General features: G+C 70.5%; 19 protein-coding genes. 13 read left to right on the top strand and 6 right to left on the bottom strand.

The window, feature by feature from the left end; all coding sequences use genetic code 11:
* The first annotated feature begins 109 nt into the window (after positions 1-109).
* The 6 genes from HG543_RS05410 to HG543_RS05435 all read left to right on the top strand — a co-directional run bounded on the left by HG543_RS05410 (position 110) and on the right by HG543_RS05435 (position 9,359).
* Complete coding sequence (locus tag HG543_RS05410) at positions 110-2,170, top strand: lipoxygenase family protein (protein ID WP_169343594.1); 2,061 nt, start codon at positions 110-112, stop codon at positions 2,168-2,170.
* Positions 2,171-2,459: 289 nt separating this feature from the next.
* Complete coding sequence (locus tag HG543_RS05415) at positions 2,460-2,648, top strand: DUF6229 family protein (protein ID WP_169343595.1); 189 nt, start codon at positions 2,460-2,462, stop codon at positions 2,646-2,648.
* Positions 2,649-2,651: 3 nt separating this feature from the next.
* Positions 2,652-5,537: a type 2 lanthipeptide synthetase LanM family protein gene (locus HG543_RS05420; protein ID WP_169343596.1), complete on the top strand. Its 2,886-nt coding sequence runs from the start codon at positions 2,652-2,654 to the stop codon at positions 5,535-5,537.
* A gap of 95 nt (positions 5,538-5,632) precedes the next feature.
* A complete protein-coding gene (locus tag HG543_RS05425) occupies positions 5,633-7,426 on the top strand; it encodes an ABC transporter ATP-binding protein (RefSeq protein WP_169343597.1) in 1,794 nt (597 codons plus the stop codon).
* A gap of 2 nt (positions 7,427-7,428) precedes the next feature.
* A complete protein-coding gene (locus HG543_RS05430) occupies positions 7,429-8,871 on the top strand; it encodes an FAD-binding oxidoreductase (protein WP_246356778.1) in 1,443 nt (480 codons plus the stop codon).
* Positions 8,872-8,939: 68 nt separating this feature from the next.
* Positions 8,940-9,359 (top strand): SUI1 family translation initiation factor, encoded by a 420-nt coding sequence (locus tag HG543_RS05435; RefSeq protein WP_169343598.1) that lies wholly within the window; start codon positions 8,940-8,942, stop codon positions 9,357-9,359.
* Positions 9,360-9,365: 6 nt separating this feature from the next.
* On the opposite strand, the gene HG543_RS05440 is transcribed toward HG543_RS05435, so the two are convergent.
* The 3 genes from HG543_RS05440 to HG543_RS05450 form a co-directional block, all read right to left on the bottom strand.
* Positions 9,366-10,421, bottom strand: coding sequence for an MBL fold metallo-hydrolase (locus HG543_RS05440; RefSeq protein WP_169343599.1), 1,056 nt, complete (start codon positions 10,419-10,421; stop codon positions 9,366-9,368).
* A gap of 58 nt (positions 10,422-10,479) precedes the next feature.
* Positions 10,480-10,653, bottom strand: a complete 174-nt coding sequence (locus tag HG543_RS05445; RefSeq protein WP_169343600.1) for a hypothetical protein — start codon at positions 10,651-10,653, stop codon at positions 10,480-10,482.
* A gap of 216 nt (positions 10,654-10,869) precedes the next feature.
* A complete protein-coding gene (locus HG543_RS05450) occupies positions 10,870-11,502 on the bottom strand; it encodes a peptidylprolyl isomerase (RefSeq protein ID WP_169343601.1) in 633 nt (210 codons plus the stop codon).
* 120 nt (positions 11,503-11,622) lie between these two features.
* On the opposite strand from HG543_RS05450, the gene HG543_RS05455 reads away from it, so the two are divergent.
* Positions 11,623-12,819, top strand: coding sequence for a cytochrome P450 (locus HG543_RS05455; protein ID WP_169343602.1), 1,197 nt, complete (start codon positions 11,623-11,625; stop codon positions 12,817-12,819).
* A 15-nt stretch (positions 12,820-12,834) separates the two neighbouring features.
* On the opposite strand, the gene HG543_RS05460 is transcribed toward HG543_RS05455, so the two are convergent.
* Together HG543_RS05460 and HG543_RS05465 are read right to left on the bottom strand one after the other, a co-directional pair.
* Positions 12,835-14,331, bottom strand: a complete 1,497-nt coding sequence (locus HG543_RS05460; protein WP_169343603.1) for an amino acid permease — start codon at positions 14,329-14,331, stop codon at positions 12,835-12,837.
* A gap of 89 nt (positions 14,332-14,420) precedes the next feature.
* A complete protein-coding gene (locus HG543_RS05465; protein WP_211193745.1) occupies positions 14,421-15,128 on the bottom strand; it encodes a hypothetical protein in 708 nt (235 codons plus the stop codon).
* A 231-nt stretch (positions 15,129-15,359) separates the two neighbouring features.
* Between HG543_RS05465 and HG543_RS05470 the strand changes: the two genes are divergently transcribed.
* Genes HG543_RS05470 through HG543_RS05480 form a run of 3 tightly spaced genes read left to right on the top strand, consistent with a single transcriptional unit; the run spans position 15,360 to position 18,447 of the window.
* On the top strand, positions 15,360-16,490 hold the full coding sequence (locus HG543_RS05470; protein WP_169343604.1) for an ATP-binding protein: 1,131 nt from the start codon (positions 15,360-15,362) through the stop codon (positions 16,488-16,490).
* Positions 16,491-16,507: 17 nt separating this feature from the next.
* Entirely contained in the window at positions 16,508-18,076 is a 1,569-nt protein-coding gene (locus HG543_RS05475; RefSeq protein WP_169343605.1) for a DUF7125 family protein, read from the top strand.
* Entirely contained in the window at positions 18,073-18,447 is a 375-nt protein-coding gene (locus HG543_RS05480) for a response regulator transcription factor (protein WP_169343606.1), read from the top strand. Before HG543_RS05475 ends, HG543_RS05480 begins: the two co-directional genes overlap by 4 nt.
* A gap of 83 nt (positions 18,448-18,530) precedes the next feature.
* Here the strand turns inward: HG543_RS05480 and HG543_RS05485 are convergent, their stop codons facing one another.
* The gene (locus HG543_RS05485) at positions 18,531-20,894 is read right to left on the bottom strand and encodes a WD40/YVTN/BNR-like repeat-containing protein (RefSeq protein WP_169343607.1); all 2,364 of its coding nucleotides are present in this window, start codon (positions 20,892-20,894) and stop codon (positions 18,531-18,533) included.
* 265 nt (positions 20,895-21,159) lie between these two features.
* Between HG543_RS05485 and HG543_RS05490 the strand changes: the two genes are divergently transcribed.
* The 3 genes from HG543_RS05490 to HG543_RS05500 are packed head-to-tail and all read left to right on the top strand — an operon-like array spanning position 21,160 to position 24,031.
* Positions 21,160-22,353 (top strand): cysteine desulfurase-like protein, encoded by a 1,194-nt coding sequence (locus tag HG543_RS05490; RefSeq protein WP_169343608.1) that lies wholly within the window; start codon positions 21,160-21,162, stop codon positions 22,351-22,353.
* Positions 22,354-22,403: 50 nt separating this feature from the next.
* A complete protein-coding gene (locus HG543_RS05495; RefSeq protein ID WP_169343609.1) occupies positions 22,404-23,018 on the top strand; it encodes a hypothetical protein in 615 nt (204 codons plus the stop codon).
* Entirely contained in the window at positions 23,015-24,031 is a 1,017-nt protein-coding gene (locus HG543_RS05500; RefSeq protein WP_169343610.1) for a DUF2071 domain-containing protein, read from the top strand. The genes HG543_RS05495 and HG543_RS05500 overlap by 4 nt, the downstream gene beginning before the upstream one ends.
* Positions 24,032-24,033: the final 2 nt, after the last annotated feature.

Below are 24,033 nucleotides of genomic sequence, written 5' to 3' on the forward strand. Positions count from 1 at the left end.
GACTGGCAAGTCGGGCACCTGGAGCCATCCGTGCTAGAAGCACTCACATGTGCCTGCTGTCTGCCTTCCAAGGCCTCGTCCTCGAACACGCCTCGCGAGGACGGAACTGATGCTCGTGGCGCTGCGTCGCCTGATGTCCTCCCTGGGCTTCAAGCGTGAGGAAGCCACCGACCTCCTGGAACCCGAGGAGCTGGCGCGGTGGTACTCGGGGCTCGACCTGCCCCAGCGGCGAGCCATCAGCCGGAAGCTGGCTGCTCACGTTCGCGCGCCTCGCGCCGTACGCGAGCCGTCGAGCCTGCCTGCCCTCGCCAGGGGCCGTCTGGCGTTCGAGCAGGACGGTCCTCATGGCCCCATCCCCCTGCATCACCTGAAGGTCGAGCTGTGGGACCGGGACCTCGGCGGCCCGGATGACTACCTGGGCGAGGGCTTCACGGACGCGGAGGGGCGCTTCGAGATTCGCTACGACCCCGCCGACGCCGGAGCGGGCGACCTGCCGGACCTGGAGCTGCGCATCTTCGAGCCGCAGCACACCTTCCGCCCGGATGGCCGGGTGGTGGAGAGCTGGCGGCGCATCGGCTCGCAGCGGGGCCCCGACGACCATGGCGGGCTGCACCACGACTTCGGGACGGTCCGCCTGCCCTACTGGGAGTACGACCCCACGACACCCTTGGCGCGGCTGCACGTCGTGGAGGAAGGAACGCCGCCCACGGAGTATGCGCCGGGGCGCTCGCTGGCGATGCTCAAGGCCGTCGCGCCCATCGAGCTCGTCAAGCGGCAGCACCTGCTCCAGGTCCGGCTGGGACAACCGCCGAGCCTGACGAAGATCCAGGCCGACTATCCCGAGCCAATGACGGTCCGCATGGAGCGGCAGGAGCCGGGCTCCTCGCGGAGCGACGCCTACTTCGGCGAGCGGCTGCTCAACGGCATGTTCTCGTCCATCATGGACAGGGATCCGGAGCAGCCCGGCGACGCGAACGCCTTCCGGCTCTACCAGCCGTGGAACGCCTACGAGCAGGACGGCCTCCACTGCCTGCCCGACGTCGACGTGCGGCTGCGGCTGGTGGAGGGCCGGCTCCTGCCGGTGCGCATCATCCTGGGAATGCGGGAGCCCGGGGCGACCGCGCCGGGCTCGCCGGTGACGCGGCGGAGCTTCACGCCCGCGGACGGCGCCGCCTGGGAGGCCGCCAAGCGGATGGCGCGGGTGAGCGCGACGCTGGACACGGAGCTGGGCAACCACCTGGCCCAGTGCCACTTCAACGTGGAGCAGTACGCCATCGCCGCGCACCGGAACCTGCGGCGCAATCCCGTCCGCTGGCTGCTCATGCCCCACCTGCGCGAGGTGGTGTTGATCAACCACTCCGCCAATGGCTTCCTGGTGGGCCCCACCGGCTACATCACTCGCGCCAGCGCGCTGACACAGCGGGGCGTGGAGGCGCGGCTGGAGCACCTGATGGGCAGCTACGACTGGCGGGGCTTCGCGCCCGCGGCACCCGTCTGTGAGGGGCACCGCTACGCCCACGCCGCCAACCTGTTCTGGCGGCTGCTCGGGGAGCACGTGGACGCCTTCTTCGCCGAGCACGACGCGCAGATTCAGGCGCAGTGGACGGAGGTGCGTCGCTTCTCGGAGGACCTCGTCACGCACTCGGTGCCGGCCTTCGTCTGCCGCTACCTGCGCGCGCGGGTGCCGGGAAAGCCCGCGCCCTGGTTCGTGCGCTCGGAGCGCATGGACCTGGACGCGAAGGCCGCCGAGCCCCCGCCCCGCGCCGTCAGCGCGGTGACCCGGACCGACCTGCCCCAGCCCGGCGAGCTGGACGCGCTCAAGCAGCTGTGCCGCTACGTCATCTTCTTCGCCACCTTCCGGCACGCGTGGGCCAACAACCTCCAGTGGGAGGATGCCGGCGAGGTGCTCTACGCCTGTCTGGGATTGCGCTGGGGAAAGGGGGGCGCCCTCTCCACCGAGGAGGACCTGGACGTCGCCCCGCTTCCGAGCGAAGCCACGGAGATGCTGTGGATCTCCTGGATGCTTTCCAGGACGAACTACGGTTTCCTGCTGTCGAACGAGGAGCAGGACGTGCATCCGCGGTTCGTGGAACTGCTACGCGCCCACGCCGCCGCGTTCGCCGCGCTGGGGCTCGACATCCGCACCGTGAGCTCCCGCATCAACATCTGACGTCGCGCGAGCCGCTCAATCGCTCGCATCCCGCCGTTCCAGGTATCTGGTGAGACGCGACGCCACGCTGCGTCAGCGAGAAGTCCGTGCAGCGTATCAATCCGAGCAACAACAACACGGTATTCTCGGCAACATTGATTCACCCGGAAGACGCGGTTATGATTCATTTTGTGTCGGAGGTATGAGCCGTGCGCTTGGTGTAGGCCAGCAGTCGCACAGGTCGGTCTGCTTCCGTCCCGCCCTGTTCATCCCTACGGCACGTTCGTCAACTGAAGCCAAGGAGAGCAACATGGACACCACGTCGCAGGGCATGGATCTCGTGGAGCAGTGGCGTAACGATGCGAGCATGGACAACCCCGCGGGCCCGCTGTTCATCGGCGGCGAGTTCACGGAGGCGGACATCATCTGTGAGACCGGCACCATCAGCGGCCGGTGTGGCACGGCCTGCACGGGCTCCCGGACCCTCGACTGCTGCTGATACATGACGGCGTCTGATACAGGCGCCAGTAACTTCGACGCATCGCTGGGTTGCCAGCTCTTGCCCGCCGTGGAAGAGCTGGCAGCCCGGCTTGAGCGAGTTACTGGGTTGTCTTCCGGCGAGCGCGACACCGTCGTCACCGCGACGCGTGACTCGCTCTACGCCGTCCTCTCCAGGAAGCTCACCCGGCTGCTCGTCCTCGAGCTGAACGCCGCGCGGGTGACGGGACGTCTCACCGGCACGGACGCGGAGCAGCGCTGGGCCCAGTTCCTGGAGCTCTCGTCGCGACGTGACTTCTGGGATGGGCTCGCGGGCCCCTACCCCACCCTGCTTCCCCGCGTCGAAACCATTGTCCGCAACCGCTGCACGGCCTCGCTGCGCTTCGCGGAGCGCTGGGCCGCCGACCGCGCCAGCCTCGCCGCCCTGTGTGGCAACCCACCGGGTGAGCTGAGGAGCCTCGGCTTCGGCGCGGGTGACAGTCATTGCGGCGGGCAGACGGTCTCTCTGCTCCACTGTGACGGCGGACGGCTGGTCTACAAGCCGCGCTCTCTGGCCATCGACGTGGCCCTGCGTGACTTCGTCGCCGAGCTGGCCGGACACCACGACGGCCCCCTGACCCTCCGCGTCCCCTCGGTGGTGATGCGCGAAGAGCATGGCTGGGCCGAGTTCGTCCCGCATCGCTACGCCTCCGACGGCGAGGAATTGCTCGCGTTCTACCGGGGCATCGGCCACTGGCTCGCCATCATGCGGCTGCTGGGCGGCAGCGACCTGCATGCGGAGAACCTCATCGCCCATGGGGGCAGTCCCGTCATCGTGGACTGCGAGACGCTCTTCACGCCGAAGCCCCCGCCGAATCCGTCGGGTCTGGGCGAGGCGTTGGACCGCGCGGCCGGACTCGTCTCCGGCACCGTGCTCTCCATCGGCCTGCTCCCCGGCCGTGGCGAGGGCCTGGGCTGGCGCGGCGTGGACAGCTCCGCCGTGGGAATGCTCCCCGGCCAGCAGCCACGGCTGCGGCAGCCCGGCGTCGTCAAGGCCGGCACCGACGAGGCGCGCATCGGCGCCACCCAGGTCGAGGCGCCCGTCTCCCAGAATCACCCCAGCCCGGAGCCCGCCCTGGCGCGGTACTGGCCCGAGGTCCTCGCGAGCTTCGGCGAGATGACGGAGACGCTGCGGCGGCTGGACACCCGGGGAAGGCTGCGGCCCATGCTGGAGCGTTTCGAGCCCTGCCGCATCCGCGTCGTGACGCGGACGACGGAGGTCTACTCGGAGCTGGCCCGCATGCTGTGGCATCCCGTCTCGCTCCACAAAGAGGCGCCGCCCCGTCAGCGAGCGAAGGAGTTGCTGGCGAAGATGGCGGTCAACGTGTCGACCGCGCCCTCAGACCCGGCCGTCATCGAGGCCGAGGTGGAAGAACTGCTCGTGGGCGACATCCCCATCTTCACCACGCGGGCCTCCGAGGGCCGGCTGGAGGGTCCCCGCGGCACGTCATGGCTGGCGCCGCGCAACCTGGTGGACGCCTCGCTGGAGCACTGGCGCGCGGCGGACTTCAAGCTGGAGCGCAACGTCATCCAGTCCGCGCTGGTCAGTGCGTACATCAACGATGGATGGAGACCGGACGAGGTGCCGCGCCGACCCGAGCAGGTGCGGGTGGACAGCGTCGAGCGCTCCCGCCGGCGCGTCGTGGCGCGCATCATGAGCGACCTCGCCTCCACCTCCATTCGCGGCAAGGACGGCACCGTCACCTGGATTGCGCCCATCTTCCGGCCCACCGGCTGGTCCGTGCAGCCGCTGGAGCAGGACCTGTATGGCGGCACCTCCGGCGTGGCGCTCCTGCTGGGCGCGTACCTGCGCGAGGCCGCGGCGGGCCGGGCCGACCCGGTGGACGGACTGGAGGACCTGCTCGCCGCCACGCTGCGCACGCTGGACCTGGCCGAGGCCCGGCCCGCCCTCCAGCGGAGCAAGGGCGTGAAGCTGAGGCCCCAGGCACCGGGCGGCTACATCGGCCTCGGCTCGCAGCTCTGGACGCGCCTCGTCCTCGCCGGGTGGGGACTCGACCGCGGTGACGGCGTGGCGCGCGCCGTCGCACTCGCCGAGGGGATTCCCGAGGCCGCCGCGGCCGACGACATCCACGACGTGCTCTCCGGCAAGGCGGGCGCGATTGGGCCGCTCCTCGCGCTCGCCCGGAAGACGGGAGACGCACGGCACCTGCGCATGGCCAGCGAGCTGGGTGACACGCTATGCGACCTGGCGAAGCAGAAAGGGGATGGGGTCTACTGGGTTCACCAGAGCTGGCCCGAAGGAGTCGGCGGCTTCGCTCACGGCGTCACCGGCATCGGCTGGGCGCTGACGCGGCTCGCCCGGGCCACGGGCTCTCCCCGGCATGCGCAGACGGCGCGGGCGGCCTTCGCGTTCGAGGAAGCTCTCTTCGACGAGGGCGAGCAGAACTGGCTGGACTTGCGCCTGCTCGAAGGACTGAAGACGGCCGCGGCGTGGTGTCACGGCTCGGTGGGCATCGGCCTGGCTCACGCCGACCTCGACCCGGCGCTGGAGAATCCGCATACGCGACTCATGCTGCGCCGGGCCGCCGCGGCAACGTGGCGCCAGGGCCTGGGCTGGAACCACTGTGCCTGCCACGGCGACCTGGGTGCGTGGGAGGTGCTGGACCGCGCGATTGCCGCCGGTGAGGGCCCCGAGGGCCTGACGCGAGAGCACCTGCTGGGCACCGTCCTGACCAGCATCGAGGAGCACGGGCCCTCGTGCGGCATGGCGCGAGATGCCTTCGTCCCCGGCCTGCTGCCCGGCCTGGGCGGTGTCGTCTACCAGCTCCTGCGGGCGCATCCCGAGAACGACCTGCCCTCGATTCTGACGGTCGGCGGAGGAATCCCCTGAGCGCGGACGCCCCCCAGGCCGAACTCGAGAGGCCGTACTGGCGGATCGACGGGGCCGCGCCGCCGGGCCATGGGCTGCTGGCGCTCGTGCGGCGCATGTCGCTGTCCATCCAGCCGGTGCTCACCGTGCTGCGCCGGGCCGCGCCCCGGTCCACGCTCGTGGTCTTCGGCGCCCAGGTGCTCGCCGGAGCGGCCACCGCGTGGGGGCTGCTGCTGACGACGAGCGTCCTCGGGCAGCTGCTGTCCGGGGGGCCGGATGTGGAGCGGCTGCGTGCCGCCCTGCCCACGCTGCTCCTGCTCGGCGGCGTGCAGCTCGCGAGAATGGGGATGGAGACGGCCACCTCCATCGCGCGGGCCCACCTCGTCCCCCGGGTGTACCGCGTCGCGGAGGAGGACCTCTTCCGCGTGAGCCTCCAGGTGGAGCTGTCGTCCTTCGATGACCCGGGCTTCTACGACCAGCTCCACCGGGCCCGGGACCGGGGCGTCATGCACCTGGAGGGCGCCACCACCTGCCTCGTCGATGCCTTCCGCGCGGCGTTCTCCGTGGGCGGCGCGGCGCTCGCGCTGCTCTGGCTGCATCCGCTGCTGCTGCCCATCCTCGTCGTCGCGCTGCTGCCCGAGGGCTGGGCCGCGCTCCATGCGGCGCGCCTGCAGTACTCCGGCATGGCGACGACCATCTCGCTCACGCGGCAGGTCCACATGATGGCCGAGCTCGCGACGCAGCGCGAAGCCGCGCCAGAGATTCGCACCAACCAGGCCGAGGACTACGTCCTCTCCGAATACCGGCGCGCCGCCGTGGCGCTCCAGGACCACCTGGTCCGCATGGGCGTCGCCGAGGCGCGGGCAACGGCGTTCGGCCGGCTCCTCTCGGGGCTCGGACTGGTGGCGACCTTCGTCGCGCTCGGGATGATGCTGCGGGCCCACTGGCTGGACCTGGCCGTCGCCGGCACGGCGGTCATCGCGGTGCGGAGCGCGAGCACGGCCCTCACCCAGCTCATGCAGATGGCGCATGGGCTGTTCGAGAAGGGCCTGTACATCAGCGACTACCGCGAGTTCATCGAGCAGTCCTCGCGGCGCGCCCGGCCCGCCACCGGAGTGAAGGCGCCGGAGAACCCACAGCGCATCGAGCTGCACGGCGTGGGCTTCCACTACCCGGACCGGGAGGACCGCCCCGCGCTGCGTGACGTGTCGCTGACCATCGATGCGGGGCAGAGCATCGCGCTCGTCGGGGAGAATGGCTCGGGGAAGACGACGCTGGCCAAGCTGATTGCCGGGCTCTACCCGCCGACCTCGGGGCGGATTACGTGGGATGGCGTGGACCTGCGGGACATGGCGCCCGACAGCCTCGCGGACCGCGTGGTGATGGTGCTGCAGGACCCCATCCGTTGGCCCCGGAGCGCACGGGACAATGTCCGCCTCGGCAGACACCAGCGGGTGGACCCGGATGCGCGCGTGCTGCACCAGGCCGCCGAGCAGGCCCGCGCCCTGGAGGTCATCGAGAGCCTTCCGCAAGGCTGGGAGACGCTCCTGTCGCGTCAGTTCCGGGGCGGCCAGGACCTCTCCGGCGGACAGTGGCAGCGGCTCGCGGTGGCGCGCGGGCTGTACCGGGACGCGCCGCTCGTCATCTGGGATGAGCCGACGGCGCCGCTGGACGCCAGGGCCGAGCATGCCGTGTACGAGTCGCTCCGGCAGATGGCCCGCAACCGCACCGTGATTCTCATCACGCACCGGCTCGCGAGCGTCCGCAACGCGGACCGCATCTACTTCCTGGAGCGCGGCGCCATCGTCGAGCAGGGCCGCCACGAGGAGCTGATGCGCCTGAACGGGCGCTATGCCGAGCTCTACCGCCTGCAGACGAAGCTGCACGGACTGGACGAGGACAGCGCCTGACGATGATGACCGCGATGGAAGCCCACGGGCGTGCCCGGGAGGTCGACTGGTCCCCGCTTCGCGGAGTCCTCCAGGGCACCGTCATCACCCCGGGCGATGAGCGGCTGGTGCTCGCGAACAAGCAGTTCGCCGCGGGCCAGCCGATTGCGCCACCCCAGGCCCTGGTCCGCTGCCGGAGCACTCCGGACGTGCGGCGAACGCTGGAGTTCCTCCGCGAGCACGCGCTGCCGTTCTCGGTGCGCAGCGGAGGACATTGCTTCGCCGACCTGTCCACCCGCGCGCCCGTCATCGTCGACCTCGCGGAGCTGAATCACGTCACGTGCCGTGACGGCGTCGCCGTCGTGGGTCCGGGCGCGCTGTCCGGAGATGTCAGCCGGAGCCTCGCGACCGAGGGGCGCGTGGTGCCCACGGGCGGGTGCCCCCGGGTCGGCATGGGAGGACTCTCGCTCGTGGGGGGCTTCGGGTTCCTGGGCCGCCGCCACGGGCTCACGAGCGACCAGGTCGAGCGGCTGCGGGTCGTCCTCGCGGACGGGAGCGAGGTCCACGCGAGCCGGGACGAGGCGCCGGACCTCTTCTGGGCGCTGCGAGGCTCCGGCACCGCCGGCCTGGGCATCGTCACCGAGCTGACGCTGCGGACGTTCCCCCTGGAGGGGCTCACGGTCTGCAACGGCCGCTGGCCCCTGACGGAGGCCGCCGCGCTGATGGCGCTCTGGCAGCACCACGCGCCCGAGGCGGACCCGGACGTCAACCTGGAGCTGGGCCTCGTGGCGCCGGATGATCCGGAGGCTCCGTGCCACGTGGAGCTGTTCGGCGTCCTGCTCGGGAGCGACGCGCGCGTCGCGGGACACCGGGAGACCCTGGCGCGCTGGCTGGGACCCCTGGCGAAGGACCTGCGCTTGTGGAACCTCGCTCCGGCGGAGGCGGCGGACTACGTCGTCGGGCTGCTGGACCACGAGGTCTCACCGGCGTGGCTGCCCAGCCTCCCCTACCGGCACACCGGCTATCAGTTCACCCGGTCGAACTTCTTCGATGCGCCCCTGAGCCCCGAGTCCATCCGGGCGTGCGTGGAGCAGTTCGAGGCGGACCGCCGCTACGCGCAGTTCCGCGAGCTGGAGCTCATTCCCTGGGGCGGCGCGTATGCGCGGCCGGATGCGTCCTCCAGCTTCCTCCACCGGGGCGCTCGCATGATGCTTCGCCACACCGCGACCGTAGGCTCGCGGTCCACGGAGGCGCTCCGAGAGCATGGGCGCGCGTGGGTGGATGCTTCGCGAGAGACGGTGCTCCGTCATGCCAACGGGCACGTGTACCAGGGCTATGCGGATACGCGCCTGGACCGCTTCCACCACGCCTACTACGGCGACCGCCTCGGGCGGCTCCAGCGCATCAAGCAGAAGTACGACCCGGAGAACGTCTTCAGGAACGCACAGACGCTCGCCCTGCCCTGAGAGGTGCGGCCCTGCCTCGCGCCCTACTGAAGCGCGCTTGCCGGGGCTCTGGCAGACTCCCACGGCGAATGGCACGCCACACACGCAAAGGTCCGCCGGAGCCGAAGCCCGCGGGCACGCCGTCCGGAAAGCCCTCGCCGGGCGGGTTCAACAATCCCTTCGCGAAACTCGCGGAGCTGCGGGACGCGCTCCCGGGCAAGACCCCGCAGCTTCGCGCGGAGGACTTCCCCGCCGAGCCACCACCGGATGGCCCGGAGAGAGCGGTGGTACGGCTCGCGCGGCGAGAGCGCGACGGCGCCGAGGTGACGCGGGTGGAAGAGCTGGGGCTGCCTCCCGATGCGCTCGCGGCCTGGGGCCAGGCGCTACAGCGCGGGCTCGCATGCCGTGTCTCGGTGGAGGGCGAGGCCCTGGTGCTGGAAGGAGACCAGCGCCGCGGCGTGCCGGGCCTCCTCCTCCGCAAGGGCGTGCGGCGCGTCTCCCAGGGTTGAGGTCCCCTACCCGCCCGCAGCCGGCCGCATCGCCAGTTCCACCGCGCCCACCTCGCGCCACCAGGGCGTGACTGCCTCCACGTGAGAGGGCTCCACGGCGGAGCCCAGGCGCGGCGTGAAGAGCCGCACGCGCTGCTCCTCCGCCAGCCGCACCAGCGTCTCCGCGGGCTCGTCCCAGGCATGGAGCGCCAGGTTGAAGGTGCCCCAGTGCACCGGCATCAGCGTGCCGCCACCGAGCATCGCGTGCGCCTTCAGCGCGTTCTCCGGGCCCAGGTGGATGCCTCCCCAGCTCGGGTGGAACGCGCCCACCTCCAGCATCACCAAATCGAAAGGCCCATGCCGGCGGCCAATCTCCTCGAACTCTGGCGTCAGCCCGGTGTCCCCGCTGAAGAAGACGCGGCGCCGGTCCGTGGTCAGCACCCACGACGCCCACAGCGTCCCGTTGCGGTCCCCCAGCCCCCGGCCGGAGAAGTGCTGCGACGGCGTGGCCGTGAAGCCCACCGGCCCCACCCGCGTCTCCTCCCACCAGTCCAGCTCGGTAATCAGCTCCGGCGCCACCCCGTACGCCTCCAGGTGCGCGCCCACGCCCAGCGCCGTGACGAACGGCACCCGCCGCTTCGCGAGCGCGGCGACGGTGGCGCGGCACAGGTGGTCGTAGTGGTCATGCGACAGCAGCACCGCGTCCAGCTCCGGCAGCGCGTCGAGCGGCACCGGCGCCGGGTGGAAGCGCTTCGGCCCGGCGAAGGACATGGGCGAGGCGCGCTCGCCCCAGACGGGGTCCGTCAGGATGCGCGCGCCATCCAGCTCCAGCAGCATCGTGCTGTGGCCCAGCCACGTCACGCGGAAGCCACTGCCCGGCCGGCGCGTCCACGCCTCCAGCGGGCTCAGCACCGGAAGGGGCGCCGGGGGCGTCCGCTGCGTGCCGTTGAAGAAGTACTCACCGAGCAGCGGCAGCGGGTTGCCCTGGAGGCCGGGGCCGACGGGCGCCGTGTTGCGGAAGCGGCCGTCCGTGAACTGCCTGGAGGCGCGCGCCCGCTCGAGTCGGAGTCCTGAAAGAGCCATGGCCCGTCTCTAATCCCGGCCGTGCTCCCGGGCCACCCGCCCCGTGTAAAGAAGTGTGTCAGCGGCTGTCGCGGCGCTTCTGCTGACGCGCCTGCTCCGCCCGCAGCGCCCCGCCGATGCGTTTCCCCGCCACCAGCGTCATCTTCGGCACCGGGTTGCCCTGCTTCTTGGGCCACTTCGGGCGCCAGTTCGACGTCGTCGACGGCTTGCCGGGGAAGTTCTTGTTCTTCATGGGCTGTGTCCTCATGAGTGGGGCCAGCCGGCCGTGAAGCGCCTGCCAGCCCGTCCGGTGGCGGACCCTTTCCAGAACCAACGCTCCCTACATCATGCACATGCCCGGGGCCCGCTGAAGCCCCGAGAGCAGGCGGCCAACCCCCGTCTCACCCGCCGTGGAGTGGCGGGCCGGTGAGCATGCTTCCGTCCTACGGGCGCGAACCCAGGGCGTCCCTCACTCCTTGGAGGCCGCGGGCTTGCGCGAGGCCTTGAGAATCTTCACCGGAGGCGTGAGCTTCTGCTCGCTCGCGGGCGCCTTCTGGATGGCGCGCACCACGTCCATGCCCTTCACCACCCGGCCGAAGGCGCCGAAGCCCTGGCCATCCGGGTTGCGCTTGCCGCCGAAGTCGAGCTCGGGCTGGTCGCCGAGGCAGATGAAGAAGTCGGAGGTGGCGGTGTCCGGCGTGTCGCGCGCCATGGACACGGTGCCGTCGCGGTGCTTCAGGCCGGTGACGCTCGTGCGCTCCAGGGGGATGGGCGCCTTGTCCTCGGACTGGCGCGCGGGGGCGATGCCGCCCTGGATGACTTCAATCTTCACCGGGCTGTGGGGCTGGTTGTCCGGCTTCACCGTGCGGTGGAACACGCCGCCGTCGTAGAGGCCCGCGTCCACGTACGTGAGGAAGTTGCGCACCGTCACCGGCGCGCGGGCCTCGTCGAGCTCCAGCTCGATGTCGCCCTTCTCCGTCTGGAGCACCACCCGCACCAGCTTCGACGGCGCGGGGCTGGCACCCTTCTTCGGCGCGGCGGCGAGCGCCAGGGCGGGCAGGAGCAGCAGCATGGCGAGGCAGGCGGAGGCGAAGGTCTTCATGGGCGTCACCTGGGCAGGGGAGCGGGAGACTCCGCCCCTCGGGGGACTTCTACCGCGTGGCCAGGAAATGCGCTTCGCTGCGTATTCCACCTGTCTGGCCCCACCTTCGAGACGCCCAAGATGACCGCCCGCTACAACCTGCTGTCACCCGAGCTGAAGACCAATCCGTACCCCGCGTACGCGGACCTGCGCCGCAACGCTCCGGTGTGCCAGGTGGACCCGGGTGGGATGTGGGCGGTGACGCGCTACGACGACGTGATGCACGTGCTGAAGAACCCGCAGGTCTTCTCCTCCAAGGGCTTCGGCGCGGCCACCAACCCGCCCTGGCTCGGCGGCAACCCGTTCTCCGAGTCGATGCTCGCCATGGACCCGCCCCACCACGGGCGGCTGCGGGTGCTCGTCTCGCGCGCCTTCGGCGCCCCCGCCATGGCCCGCATGGAGCAGCGCGTGCGCGCCTTCGCGCGGGAGGCCGTGGCCGCCCTGCCCCTGGACCAGCCCTTCGACATCATGCAGCCGTACGCCCTGCGCATCCCCGCCAGCGTCATCGGCGACCTGCTGGGCGTGGAGTCCTCCATGCACGGCCGCCTCAAGCGCTGGGCGGACCTCATCACCGGCGGCGTCACCACCGTCCGTCCGGAGGAGGAGGACCGCAAGCAGCTGGCGCGTGACGCCGTGCGGGAGCTGAGGGGCTACTTCGGCGGGCTCTTGAATCGCCGCCGCGAGGAGCCCGGAGAGGACATCCTCAGCGACCTCGTCCGCGCCCGCGTGGAGGGCGAGGCCCTCACCCAGGACGAGCTCATCGCCTTCTGCTCCCTGCTGCTCGTGGGCGGCATCGAGACCGCGGTGCACATGCTGGGCGCGTCCCTCGTCGTGCTGCTGGAGCAGCCGGAGCTGCTGGCGCGGCTGCGCGCCGACCGCTCGCGCATCCCCGCCTTCATCGAGGAAATCCTCCGCTACGAGCCGCCCGCGCAGGCCGCTCCGCGCGTCACCACCCAGGACGTGCAGCTGGGAGGCGTGAGCCTGCCCGCGGGCTCGCGCCTGCTCGTGCTCATCGGCTCGGCCTGCCATGACGACGCGCAGTACCCCAATGGGGACCGCTTCGACATGGACCGCCCCGGCCCGCAGAACCTGCCCTTCGGGCACGGCGTCCACTTCTGCCTGGGCGCGCAGCTGGCGCGCATGGAGGGGCGGCTGGCCCTGGAGGCGCTGCTGGACCGGGTGGGCCGCCTGGAGCGCGGCCCCGAGCCGATGACGTGGCACCGCACGCTGGTGGTCCGCGGCCCCGCCACCCTGCCCATCGTGCTGCACCCGGCCTGACGCGTCAGCGCGCGTCTACAGCGGCCCGCCCAGGTCGGCCGGCGGCGGCCCCACGGCGGCGCGCTCGCCATGGCCGATGCGCGAGTGCCGGCGGCCATAGCCGAAGTAGATGGCCAGCCCCAGGCCCAGCCAGATGAACAGGCGCAGCCACGTCTCCAGTCCCAGGCCAATCATGAGGGACATGCAGACGACGATGCCCAGCACCGGGACCACCGGAACGAAGGGCGTGCGGAAGGGCCGGTTCAGCTCCGGCTGGCGGTAGCGCAGCACCAGGACGCCGCCGCAGACGACGACGAAGGCGAACAGGGTGCCGATGGAGACCAGCTCTCCCAGCAGGCCGATGGGGAACAGCCCCGCCACCACCATGGCCACCACGCCCGTCAGCAGCGTGGAGGCATAGGGCGTCTTGAAGCGCGGGTGGATGCGCGCGAAGAACGGGGGCAGCAGCCCGTCGCGCGACATCGCGTAGAAGATGCGCGGCTGGGCCATCAACATGACGAGCACCACCGAGGCCAGGCCGGCGACGGCCCCCAGGCTGACGATGGGCCGCAGCCAGTTGAGCGACGCCCCCGCGTTGGAGATGGCCACGTACACGGGCTCGGGCACGTTGAGCGTGGTGTAGTGCGCCAGGCCCGTCATCACCGCCGCCATCAGCACGTACAGCAGCGTGCAGACGGCCAGCGAGCCGAGGATGCCCGTGGGTAGATCCTTCTGCGGGTTGCGCGTCTCCTGCGCCGCGGTGGACACCGCGTCGAAGCCGATGAAGGCGAAGAAGATGACGCCCGCGCCCGACAGCACCCCGCTCCACCCGAAGTGGCCGAAGGTGCCCGTGTTCTCCGGGATGAAGGGCGTCCAGTTCGAGGGCACCACGTAGAACGCGCCGAAGCCGATGACGAGCAGCACCACCGTCACCTTCACGGCGACGATGATGTTGTTGACCCGCGCCGACTCGTGCACGCCGACGAACAGCAGCACCGTCATCAACCCCACCAGCAACACCGCCGGCAGGTTCATGATGGCGCCGGTGGCATGGGGGATGTGCGAACCCGCCGCCACCTCGAAGGGCGCGGTGACGAGCTCCCGGGGGAGCTGGATGTGGAGGTAGTCCCGGAGGAAGGCGGTGAAGTAGCCGGACCAGCCCACCGCCACCGTGGAGGCGGCGAAGAGGTACTCGAGGATGAGGTCCCACCCGATGATCCAGGCGATGAGCTCACCCAGCGTGGCGTAGCCGTACGTGTACGCGCTGCCGGCCACCGGAATCATCGCGGCGAACTCGGCGTAGCACAGCCCCGCGAAGAGACAGCCCAGCCCCGCCAGCACGAAGGCCAGGATGATGGCCGGCCCGGAGTGCTGGGCCGCCGCCGTCCCCGTCACCACGAAGATGCCGGCGCCGATGATGGCGCCGATGCCCAGCAACGTCAGTTGGAAGCCGGTGAGCGTGCGTCGCAGCTCGTGCCCGGCGCCTTCATCGCCCTGAAGCTGGGCGATGCTCTTCTTCGACCAGATGCCCATGCGCGGGCATCCAACACCGCGTCCGACTCTGGAGGAAGGAAGATTCGCGCCTTCCCCGGACGAATGTCAGCCTCCGACGGGCTGCGTTACTACCCGCGGCGCCAGCCATCCGCCGTGTGGCGGCGGGAGCCCCACGGGTCGCGGCGGTCCTCCCGCGTCTCGCGGCGGTCCTCGCGCTGCTCGCGGCGGTCCTCGCGCATCTCCTCGTGGTTGCCACGCACCTCCTTCTCGCCCACGCGGATGAGCTCCACGATGAGCTCGCGCTTGCGGTGCAGCGCCCCGCCGTGCCGCATGCCCTCGATGGCCGCCAGCTCGCGGGCAATGGCCCGGCGCGTGCGCAGCGCCGCCTCCTCCGCCCTCACGTCCTGGCGGTCATCCCGCGCGTCACGCCGGTCGTCGCGCAAATCCCTCCGGTCATCCGCGTTGCGCCGGCTCCAGCGGTTGTCGTCCCGGGCCTCCCACTCGGAGCCGCGCACCTCGCGGTAGCTGCGCCGCGCCTCGGCCCGGTCCGCGTCCAGCTCCGCCCGGCTCTCCGCCAGCTCGGCCCGCAGCAGCTTGCGCAGCGTGGCCTCCACCGCGGACATCTCGCGCTCGCTGCGGCGGCTCCAGGCGCTGTCGAAGCGGCCGAGCACGCCGCGCAGTTCCTCCACATCGCGCCGGTCGTCCCTCATCTCGCGCCGGTCCTGGCGCAGCTCCTGACGGTCCTGCGCGCGCTCCACGCGGTTGCGGCGCTCCTGGGCATGCGCGCTGCCGGCGAAGAGAAGGGCGGCGACCAGCGCGGAAGAGATGCGGTTCATGGGGTGTCCTCGGGGCTCTGTCTGGGCCCGCTGTCCTGTTCGTGATGATGGACGACCAGGGCCCGCCTTTATTCGAAAAGCCACGGATGGGGGCCGGGTATTTTGAGTCCCAACCGAAGCATGAAGGGGGGCCGGGATGTTCAGAACACCGCAGCTTTTTTGCAACCGGCATGCTGAAGAGGGATTCCGCCCGTCGCGGGCCGGCCACACTCTTGGTCCCTGGGAACTTCAGTGAGTGAACCTGGCACCACAACCGAAGAGGCGCGCCCGAAGGCCACCATCCTGGTCGTCAACGACACGCCCTCGGTGCTGTACCTCACCGCCCTCACGCTGAAGCGGGGGGGTTACCACGTGGTGGAGGCCACGTCGGGGACGGAGGCGCTCCGGCTGGCGGCGGGGCGGCCGGACATGGTGCTCCTGGACGTGCGCATGCCGGACATCGACGGGTACGAGGTGTGCCGGCGCCTGCGCGCGCGGGAGGAGACGCGGGACCTGCTCATCGCCCACCTCTCCTCGAAGGCCGTCAGCCGGGAGGACCGCGTCCGGGGGCTTGCCCAGGGCGCGGATGCCTACTGGACGACGCCCATCGGGGACGAGGAGCTGCTCGCCAACGTGGAGGCACTCCTGCGGCTGCAGGTCCGCGCCCAGGCCGCCGTCCGGGTGCGCGACGAGTTTCTCTCCATCGCCGCCCACGAGCTGAAGACGCCCATCACCGCGCTGCGGCTCCACCTGGAGCGCGTGCAGCACCATCTCTCGCGCACCCCGGCGGAGACCATCTCCCGGGGCACCGTGGAGGCGAGCACCGCGCCCGCCATCCGGCAGCTCGTGCGCCTGCAGCAACTGCTGGACACGCTGCTGGACGTGTCGCGCGTGGGCACCCAGCGGCTGAAGCTGGACGTGGCGGCGCTGGACCTGGTGGAGACGGTGCGGGAGGTGGCCCAGCGGCTGGCGGTCCAGGCCCGGGCCGCGGAAGTGGAGCCGCGGCTGGAGTTGCCCTCGGAACCGGTCATCCTCTTCGGGGACCGGCTGCGGCTGGAGCAGGTCGTGAGCAACCTGCTCACCAACGCCTTCAAGTACGGAGACCGCAAGCCCGTGTCCATCCGCGTGGAGGAACGCGAGGACACGGTGGCGCTCATCGTGAAGGACGAGGGCATCGGCATCGCGCCCGGGGACCAGGCCCGCATCTTCAACCGCTTCGAGCGGGCGGCGGGTACGGGGAGCGCGGACGGGCTGGGGCTGGGGCTCTACATCGCGAGGGAAATCGTCACGGCCCATGGGGGCACCATCACCGTGGACAGCCAGCCGGGACGGGGCTCGACATTCCAGGTGCTGCTCCCCCGGCACCGGACGGAACGGTACTGAGGAAAGAGAGGACATTTGTGTCGTCGGAAGAGGGCGAAGACCGTAAGGACCGCAGGGCAGGCCAGGAGCGGCTGGAGACCGGCGTCCCACGGTTGGACTTCATCACCAAGGGCGGCCTGCTGAAGGGCGCTTCGTACGCGGTGCTGGGACCGCCCGGCTCGGGCAAGACGGTGCTGGCGCACCAGATTGCCTTCTACCACGTCAAGCACGGCGGGAAGGTGCTCTACGTGACGCTGCTCACCGAGTCCCACGCCCGCATGCTGACGAACCTGGAGGAGATGACGTTCTTCGACTCCAAGGTCATCCCCGAGAAGCTGCACTACATCAGCGGCTACCGGGAGCTGGAGTCGGAGGGACTCAAGGGCCTGCTGGAGCTGGTCCGCCGGGCGGCGCGCCAGCACGAGGCCACGCTGCTCATCATGGACGGAATGGACGCGGCGAGGGAGTTCGCCCGCACGGACCTGTCCTACAAGCGCTTCCTCCAGGAGCTGCAGACGTTCGTCTCCATCATCGGCTGCACCACCCTGCTGCTGTCCCCGCACCACGAGGGGGAAGTCCACCCGGAGACCACCGCGGTGGACGGCATCTTCGAGCTGTCGCTGTGGCTGTCCGGGCCCCGTGCCGTACGCGAGCTGGTGGCGCTCAAGTTCCGGGGCAGCGACTCGCTGCTGGGCAAGCACGAGATGGAAATCTCCGAGCGGGGCATCGTCATCCACCCGCGCACGGAGGTGCAGTTCTCCAACCCCCAGGAGTCCAGCCGGGAGGACCGAATCCGGATGCCCTTCGGCATCCCCCGCCTGGACGAGTCGCTGCGCGGCGGGCTTTTGTCCGGCTCCACCACCCTGCTGTTGGGCGCACCCGGCACGGGCAAGACGCTGCTGGGGCTGCACTTCCTCCTGCAGGGGGCCCGCGAGGGACAGCCGGGCGTCTACTTCGGCTTCTATGAGACTCCGCCCCGGCTGCTGGAGAAGGCGGCCGGCGTGGGCATGGGGGACTTGAAGAAGTACGTGGACAAGGGGCTCATCGAAATCCAGTGGCAGCCGCCGCTGGAGCACAACATGGACTCGCTGGCGGAGCGGCTGCTGGAGCGCATCCACGAGCGCAAGGTGAAGCGGCTGCGGGTGTTCGTCGACAGCGTGGCGGGCTTCCGGTCCGCGGCCGTCTACCCGGACCGCATGCCGCGCTTCTTCTCCGCCCTGTCCCACCAGCTGCGCATGCTGGACGTCACCACGCTCTACTCCGACGAGACGGCGCTGTTCTCCGCGGGCGTGGAGACGCCGCAGCCCGAGGCCGCGGCGTACGTGGAGAACATCATCTTCCTGCGCTACCTGGAGCTGCGCTCGCAGCTCTACCGGCTCATCTCCATCATGAAGATGCGCGAGAGCCAGTACGACAGCGGCATCCGCGAGTTCGCCATCTCCGACGACGGCATCATCGTCGCCGACACCTTCCAGAGCGCGGAGGCCGTCCTCACCGGCCAGGCCCGGCTGCGCGGCGAGGCGACGGACAACGTCAAGCCGCCCATGGGCGCGCCGTCCGGGAAGAAGAAGCCCAAGAGGGGCCTGCTGCGCCGGAGGCGGTCATGAAGACCGTCATGGTCGTCGACGACGAACTCGACATCGCGGAGGCCGTGAAGTCCATCCTGGAGGACGAGGGCTACAACGTCGTCATCTGCGCCAACGGCCGCGAGGCGCTCCGCAGCCTGGACGGCACCCGCCCGGACCTGGCCATCGTGGACATCATGATGCCGGTGATGAACGGCTACGAGACCATCAAGGCCATCCGCCGCCACCCGGAGCACGGCAAGCTGCCGCTGCTCATCATGAGCGCCATCGACCCGTCGGTGAAGCCGCCAGAGTTCGACTCCATTGGCCTCCTCAAGAAGCCCTTCGCCCTGAAGGACCTGCTGCAGCGGGTGCAGCAGCTCGCCCCCACGAAGCCCCGCGAGACGACGTAGTCCCTTCCGGAAAAAAGACGGGGCCCGGACGCGCGAAGAGCGATGTCCGGGCCCCGCGGTGCCTCAGGAAGACGACGCGATGACTACGGCCGCAGCTCCCAGACGGAGCGGCCGAACGTCGCGGCGCGCACCAGGCTGGAGTCCGGCAGAATCTGGACGTCCGTCACGTTGACCAGCGGCATGCCGGCGCCGAAGCGGGTCCACGAGGCGCCCGCGTCGGTGGAGCGGTACACGCCCAGGTGGGTGGCGGCGTACAGCGTGGTGTTGCTGCCCGGGTCCACCGTGACGGTGTTCACCGGCACGCCGGCGGGCAGGCCGTTCTCGATGACCGTCCAGCTGGCGCCGAAGTCCGTGGACTTCCACAGGTGGTTCTTCGTCCCGTCCGCCGCCACCGAGCCCACATACATCGTGTTGGCGTTGGTGGGGTCGAAGGTGATGTCGCTCAGGCTCAGGCCGTTGTTCGGCAGCGCCGCGGCGGTGGTCCAGGACGTGCCGCCGTTGTTGGTGAGGAACACGCGGCCGCCGCTGGCCACCACACCGACGACGCTGGCGTTGGACTTCGCCGCGCCCACGTTGCGGATGACGGCGCCCGTGGCAATGCCGCTCACGCCCAGCGCCGTCCACGAGCTGCCGAAGTTCGTGGACTTGTACACCTTGGCGTTGGTGTGCGTGTAGACGGTGTTGCCCGTGGCGTCCGCCGCGCCCAGGGCCAGGCGGGTGGTGAACGGCGCGGAGCTGCTGTTGTTGCACTCGGTGATGCCGGTGCAGGCGGACACCCAATTGAGGCCGCCGTCGGTGCTGCGCTGGATGCGCGCGTAGTACAGCGAGCCCAGCATCAGGTTGGCGTTGGTGGGGTGGATTTCGCAGTCGAAGCCGTCGCCACCAATCTCCTGGTTGTAGACGCCGGTGTCGCCCACGCGCACGCGGGTGCCGTTGTCCTGCAGGCCCGCGATGATGGCGCTGCGGTTGGCCCCGGACATGCCGATGTCGTAGATGAGGTGTGAGGCGATGCCCACGTTGAGCGCGTCGCTGAAGGTGGCGCCACCGTCGCTGGTGACGAAGATGCCGCCGTCATTGCCGACGTAGAGCTTGCCGGACGCGTCGAAGGCCGCCGCGTGGAAGTCCGCGTGCACGTACGGCAGGCTGAACTGGCCCAGCCAGTTGGAGACCTGCGACCAGGTGCCGCCGCCGTCCGTCGACTTCGCCATGTGCAGCGCGCCGCCGATGTAGACCTGGTTCGGGTCGGTCGGGTGGACGATCAGCATGTGGTCGTACCAGCCCTGGCCGTTGAAGAGGGTGCCGACGGTGCGGCCCTCGGCGTTGCCATTCTTGTAGCGCTTGCCGGCCGCGCCCAGCGCCGTCCAGCTGGTGCCGCCGTTGGTGGACTTGAAGATGTCCGCCATGCCGCCGCTGGGGTTGGCCGCCAGCGCGTACAGCGTGTTGCGGTTGGAGGGCGCCGCGGCGACGGTGATGCGCTCGATGCCGCCACTGATGGTGACGCCCGTGCCGCGCGTCCAGGTGGCGCCGTTGTCGTTGGAGACCCAGATCTGCCCCTGGTAGGTGCCGCTGGCCGCCGCGGGGTCCGCGTCGATGGCGGCGACGAACCTCGTGCCACCGGCCCATTCGATGGACCAGCCGTACGGGGCACCAGCGAAGCCGGTGTTCAGCGAGATGGCGGTCCAGGTCGCGCCCGCGTCCACCGAGCGGAACAGGCCCGCGTTGGTGGTGGCCAGCACGATGTTGCTGTTGCCCGGCGCGACGATGAGGTCCGGAATCTCCGTGGCGCTGCCGAGGTACACCGGGTTGAACCAGGTGTTGCCACCGTCGATGGACTTCACCAGGCCGATGCCCGTGCCGTCGAACGGGTCGCCCAGGCCCAGGTACAGCGTGTTGTTGTTGTTGGGGTCCATCGCCAGCGAGCCGGTGGACAGGCTGCCCAGCGTCTCGGAGCGCGGAGTCCAGGTGGCGCCGCCGTCGGTGGTCTTCCACACGCCGCCGCCGGAGAAGGCGACATAGATGATGGACGGGTTGACCGGGTCGATGACGATGTCGCGCACGCGACCCGTGTCCGTCTTGTTCAGCGTGTAGCTGCCGTTCTGCGCGTAGTTGGCCTTCGTGGGGCCGATGTTCACCCACGTCGTGCCGGTGGCCGCCAGCGAGGCCGTCGGATCACCCGAGGCGGTGATGGAGGTGCTCGTGCCCGGCAGCAGCGAGCCGTACGTCTCGCGCTCCTTCGCCGCGGCCGCGTTCATGTGCTTGCGGAACTCCGCCGACCACGGCCCGCCCTTCTTCGACTTGCCGTAATTCTTCCCGTAGGACTCGTTGTACCACTCGTCCATCGCCCGCCTGCGGCCGTTGGGGTCGTCCTTCTCCCCCGCCAGGGCCGGCCCGCTCAGGACGACTGCCGCTGCCGCAAACAACCGCTGCCACTTCTTCAGGTGAGACATCCTCGCTCCTGACTCAGATGGGGGACGACGTGCTGTGGGGGGGGGAAGACGGTTCAATGATACAAGATTTTTCTGTTTATGAGAAGATGGGAGGGAATTCTTAAAATGCTTTGTATTCAAACTGACCGAGACTTCCATGCCTGTCTCAAGGTCAGGTCGCGCGTCCTTCGAAATTCGTGATTCGAAATTCGCGCCCGCTTTTTGGAGACTCCGTCCCCCCTCCCGCGGCCACTCCACACGGGCCGTACGATGCGCCCCACACGCCATGACCCCATCCCCCTTCGCCGAGCACTTCCCCGCCCTGCGTTCCGGCTTCAGCTACCTGGACAATGCCGCCGGAGCCCAGGTGCCCACGGACACCATCGACGCCATCTCGCGGTTCCTCTCCAGTGGGAGCTGCAACGTGGGGCAGCCCTACGCGGCGTCGGTGGCGGCCACGGAGCTGAAGGCGCGGGCGCGGGCGGCCACCGCGGAGTTCCTCCACTGCGAGCCGGAGGAGGTGATGCTGGGCACGAGCGCCACCTCCCTCACCTTCCAGCTCGGGCGGGCCTTCTCGCGCCTGTTCCGCGCGGGGGACGAGGTGGTCATCTCCGAGCTGGAGCACGAGTCCAACGCGACGCCGTGGCGGATGCTGGAGGCGCAGGGCGTCGTCGTGAAGACGTGGCGCGCGCACTGGCCCGAGGGGCGGCTGGACCCGGCGGACTTGCGGGCGCTGCTCACCCCGCGCACGCGGCTGGTGGCGCTGACGGCGGCGGCCAACTCGGTGGGCACCACGCCGGACGTGGCCGCCGCGGCGGAGCTGGCGCACGCGGTGGGGGCGTGGCTCATCGTGGACGCGGTGCACGCCAGCCCGCACCACCTGCCGGACGTGAAGGCGTGGGGCGCGGACTTCGTGACGTTCTCCCAGTACAAGGTCTTCGGGCCGCACCTGGGCTGCCTGTACGTGCGCCGGGAGCTCTTGCCAGGGCTGCCCGCGGACAAGCTGTGGTTCGTCCCGGACGACAGCCCGCAGAAGTTCGAGCCGGGCACCGCCAACCACGAGGGGCTCGCCGGGTGGCTGGGCTCGCTGCACTACGTGCGGCAGGTGCTGGGCGGAGGGCAGCCGGGGCGCGCCGGTTTGGAAGCGGCCTTCCGCCGCATCGAGGCGCTGGAGCGCCCGCTGCTGGAGTCCACGCTGGAGCGGCTGCTCTCCCACCCTCGCGTGTCGCTGTACGGCCCGCGCGAGCCCCGGGGGCGGGTGGCCACCTTCTGCTTCAACGTGCGGGGCGTCACGCCGCGCGCGGTGGCGGAGCACCTGGCGGCCCGGGACGTGGGCGTCGCCGCCGGCCACTACTACGCGACGATGACCATGCAGGCGCTGGGCCTCATGCCCGACGGCGCGGTGCGCGCCTCGCTGCTGCACTACAACACCGCCGGGGACGTGGACCGCCTCTTCGCCGGGCTGGACTCCCTCCCATAGACGGGGGGGGCCAGCGGGACGCCCCGCGCTGACGTAGACTGCGCCGCACGATGAACCGCGAAGAAGCGAACCAGGCGCTGGAGCTCATCCGAAGGGTCGTCACCCAGGCGCGTGACGACACCGCCCTGCAGAACTGGGGCGTCATCTGGATGCTCCATGGCTTCGTCAACGCCGCGGGCTTCGCGGCCACCCACTGGCTCTGGAGCCTGGGCCACCGCGCTCCGGGCCCCTATGTCTTCCTCTGGGGCGGCGCGCTCACCTTCAACATCATCAGCATCTTCGTCCTCAAGAGCGGGCAGACGGCCGGGACGCGCTCCTTCGTCGAGCGGCAGATCTGGGCCATCTGGACCACCTTCATCGGCGGCATGGTGGTGGTGGCGTTCCTCAACTGGCTCCTGGGGCTGGACCGGCTCTTCATGCCGGCGGTGGCCTGCGTCCTGTTCGCCACGGCGTTCTCCATGATGGGGGCGCTGATGGGCCGCGTCTGGTTCGTCCTGGCCGGGGTCTTCACGGTGGCGGCGCTGGTCATGACGCGCTTTCCGGACCATGCGTTCCTCGTGCTGGCGGGGCTGTGGTTCGCCACGCAGTTCAGCGGCGGGCTCGTCCTCCACCGCGCCCGCATGCGCAGGCTGGCCGCCGGGAACACCGGGGCGCGGCTGGTATGAGCCCGGAGTCGCTCGCGGCGCTGGTGGCGCTGGCCGCGGAGCCGCTCGGCGAGTCCGAGGCGTCGCTCCGCCAGCGGCTGACGGACGCCGGGGTGACGGACGCGGGCGCGGTGCTACGGGGCCTCGCCCGCGCGGGGCTGGTTCGCGTGGAGGGGCGCCTGTGGTCCCTGAGCCCGGCGGGCCATGAGGCCCTGCGCGCGGTGCACGCGGCCATCGAAGGGGCGCATGACCCGAGCCCCACCACGCCGGGCATGGAGGAGTGCCCGTCGGTGCCCTGGCTCACCCAGGTGCAGACGCACTGGGTGGAGGCGGTCTCCCTCAACTACGCGGTGGAGCCGAAGCGCCTGGCCCGCCTGCTGCCCGCGCCGCTGGAGCCGGAGGTATTCCACGGCAGCGCGTGGGTGCAGGTGCTGATGTCGTCCCTGCGGGACATGCGGCCCCAGGGGATGATTCCGCTGTTGGGCGTGTGCTTCTACCAGGTGAGCTACCGCGCGGCGGTGCGCTACCGGAACGCGAACGGCGACTGGCGGCGGGGCGGCTACTTCGTGCGCAGCGAGACGAACGACCCGGTGATGCGCCGCGTGGGCAACGCGCTGAAGGAGTTCAAGTTCCACGAGTTCGGCGAGGCGCACATGGTGATGGCCCGCGAAGGAGACTTGCTCACCACCACGGTGGACCCGGAGCCCGGATTTCCAGGCGGCCGGCTGGTGGGCGTCTTCGACACGCGGCCGAGCACGCGGCCTCCGGCGGGCAGCGTGTGGCGCGGGCTGGAGGAACTGCACGAGCCCCTGGTGGAGTGCTACGACGCGCTCGGCGTGGCGGAGGGGTACGTCTACGTGCTCACCATCGACCGCGAGCCGTGGAACGCGCGCTTCGTCACCCCCGTGCAGCTCTACTGCGAATACTTCGACGAAGGGCCGCTGGCCCCGGGCTCGCGGCTGGACTCGGTGCTGCACCTCACCGAGTGCGCCTACCGCTGGAGGCCCCTGAGGAGGGAGCGGTATGCGCGCTGACG

Origin of the sequence: Pyxidicoccus fallax (assembly GCF_012933655.1) — a bacterium.
GTDB lineage: Bacteria > Myxococcota > Myxococcia > Myxococcales > Myxococcaceae > Myxococcus > Myxococcus fallax.